We start from the raw sequence: 2,103 nt of genomic DNA on the forward strand, positions 1-2,103 counted from the left end.
GATAATTCAAACATTGATTCAATTTGTAATTTTGATTTAAGAACAGCATCTGCAATTAAAGCTAACTTTTCATCAAACGTGACATCTTGATCACTACTTTGCTCATTTTTTTTCTTTAAAACCCTCGCCCCTATTTTTAACATTTCCAATGCTACGGCGGTTCGATTTGCTGTTGATTTATTCTCTCCATCCTGTAATTTTTTTTCTATCATTTCATCAATAAATTCCAAAACAGAAAAAGGCACTCTTAGTGTCATCGGGTAATTTTTTTGACTTTCCATTTTATACCTTACAATTTGTTACATTTATTTGCATTTCAAAAACAATTTATGGCTTGCTGACCAGCATGTTTTAAATTTTTTTTTGCTAAAATTCAGTATAAATCACCTTATAATTGTAATTATAAAATTACTCAAAAGAAAGTTATAACTTTCTTTTGTTTTATTTTATATTATTATCAATANCTTAATNTNAGAATTTTTAACTTTCTTATAAGCAAGTTATAACTTGCTTATAGCTTTCTTTTTGAAANTNTTTTTTTGATTNANATATATACTANATTAATNCAATNACTTNAATTTAAATGAAAAATTATGCAAAATTTATTTTGCGTGTGGTGTGTAAGTTAGTGGTGGAAAAAGCGGATTTGGTGAGGTAACATTGAGAGTCTTTATTAGAATTTCTTTGCAAAATTCTTTTGTTTTATCAGGGCGACAATATGCCGAATTGTGATGTTTTTAATTAAAAGAGATGGGTGATGAAAATTAAAAATTTAATGTGGCTATTGTGTCTTGTTATCTCAAAATTATCGCTTGCTGATTGTTTTGATAAAGCCGGAAGTTATTATCATCTCGACCCCGATTATTTAAGAGCTATTGCATGGCAGGAATCTAATTTCAATCCAAAAGCAAAAAACAAAAATAAAGATGGCTCCCTTGATTTAGGAATCATGCAAATTAACACCAAAACATTTAAATCAATTAAAAAAGAATATCCGGCTTTAACAGAAAATAAATTAGTAAATAATCCATGTCTGAATATTCATATTGGCGCCATGATTTTAAATCGAAATTTTGTCAGGTTTGGTAAAAACTGGCAATCCGTAGGAATGTATAACGCTGGCATGCAAAATAATAACACATCGATTAAAAATCGTTATCGATATGCAAATTTGATTTATCAAAAATATAAAAAGTTAAAATTAGAAAATACCGGAGAGATTAAAATCTAAATCCACTCGGTGGAATAAATAAAATTTGAATCTTACAATTCACTAATGAATTTAACAGAATTAAAAAGGAAATAACCATGTTGAAATCTTTATTAAGATTAGATGAAATGATAACCCCTAAGATTATAATTGTTTTCTATTGGCTTGGGATTATCGCTGTTTTATTTTCTGGAATTGCCGCCATTTTTGCAGGGAGTTATTCTGGGGGTTTTCTCTGGCTTCATTAGTGGCCTAGCCATAATTGTTATCGGCATTATTAGCGTTCGGGTTTCTTGTGAATTAATTATTTTATTATTTAACATTTATACCTAACTTAAAGAAATCGCTGAAAACACAAAATCATGATTCAATTAAAAATTAATCACTCCCAAAAGGTCAATTTTTTCGTTGGGGTGATTAATTTTCCAATCTTCGCTGCAAGTGCAGATAAAGCGCCTCTGCCATTTCATGTAATTCTTCGCACTCATCTGCGCAGTCATCCAGATTGAGCTGATTGAGCTTATCCAAGAGTATTAGGGTTTGACTTTCAATAAAGCCCGCCATATTCAAGGTAGAGAGTTCTTGTTTTGTCATCGTTTGTTAAAGCGTTCAATAATAGATTTGATATAAGGTTATTTTATACGATGATAAGGACTCTTTCTTTTCCTTCGCTGTCTATCAATCGCATGGAGTTTAGCAATACCGGTAAATATATCAGGAACGATTTCGGTTTTTTGGCCATGAAGATGATTACCTAATCCTCCCCAACGTTGAATAAGTAATAAATCACCAAATAAATCATAACTGAGCGCTGCCTCATACCAGCGTGCATCATTTTCCCAACGCCAAACTAACCTAACCATCAACAGGTTGTTGAAACGATTTATTAAGTC

The 2,103-nt window shown here is 30.8% G+C and carries 5 protein-coding genes; 2 read left to right on the plus strand and 3 right to left on the minus strand.

All coding sequences use genetic code 11. The features are described 5' to 3' along the window. The coding region (locus tag H1X92_RS05720; RefSeq protein ID WP_202881802.1) for a relaxosome protein TraM at positions 1–281 on the minus strand (281 nt) is incomplete at its 3' end. A 476-nt stretch (positions 282–757) separates the two neighbouring features. Here H1X92_RS05720 and H1X92_RS05725 point away from each other — a divergent pair. Together H1X92_RS05725 and H1X92_RS15615 are read left to right on the plus strand one after the other, a co-directional pair. Then, positions 758–1,231: a lytic transglycosylase domain-containing protein gene (locus H1X92_RS05725; protein ID WP_180559252.1), complete on the plus strand. Its 474-nt coding sequence runs from the start codon at positions 758–760 to the stop codon at positions 1,229–1,231. 77 nt (positions 1,232–1,308) lie between these two features. Then, on the plus strand, positions 1,309–1,458 hold the full coding sequence (locus tag H1X92_RS15615; protein WP_202881803.1) for a hypothetical protein: 150 nt from the start codon (positions 1,309–1,311) through the stop codon (positions 1,456–1,458). Between the two features lie 169 nt (positions 1,459–1,627). On the opposite strand, the gene H1X92_RS05735 is transcribed toward H1X92_RS15615, so the two are convergent. Further along, positions 1,628–1,804, minus strand: coding sequence for a Rop family plasmid primer RNA-binding protein (locus H1X92_RS05735; protein WP_180559253.1), 177 nt, complete (start codon positions 1,802–1,804; stop codon positions 1,628–1,630). 38 nt (positions 1,805–1,842) lie between these two features. Then, a partial coding sequence (locus tag H1X92_RS05740) for a hypothetical protein (RefSeq protein WP_233458131.1) occupies positions 1,843–2,103 on the minus strand: 261 nt, incomplete at its 5' end.

The organism is Arsenophonus endosymbiont of Apis mellifera (genome assembly GCF_903968575.1).
Taxonomy (GTDB): Bacteria; Pseudomonadota; Gammaproteobacteria; order Enterobacterales; family Enterobacteriaceae; genus Arsenophonus; species Arsenophonus apicola.

What these genes read in the sequence shown, in the direction of transcription:
- H1X92_RS15615 (WP_202881803.1), top strand. Translation starts at nt 1,309, where the DNA reads ATGTTGAAATCTTTATTAAGATTAGATGAAATGATAACCCCTAAGATT.
- H1X92_RS05725 (WP_180559252.1), top strand. Translation starts at nt 758, where the DNA reads ATGAAAATTAAAAATTTAATGTGGCTATTGTGTCTTGTTATCTCAAAA.
- H1X92_RS05735 (WP_180559253.1), bottom strand. Translation starts at nt 1,804, where the DNA reads ATGACAAAACAAGAACTCTCTACCTTGAATATGGCGGGCTTTATTGAA.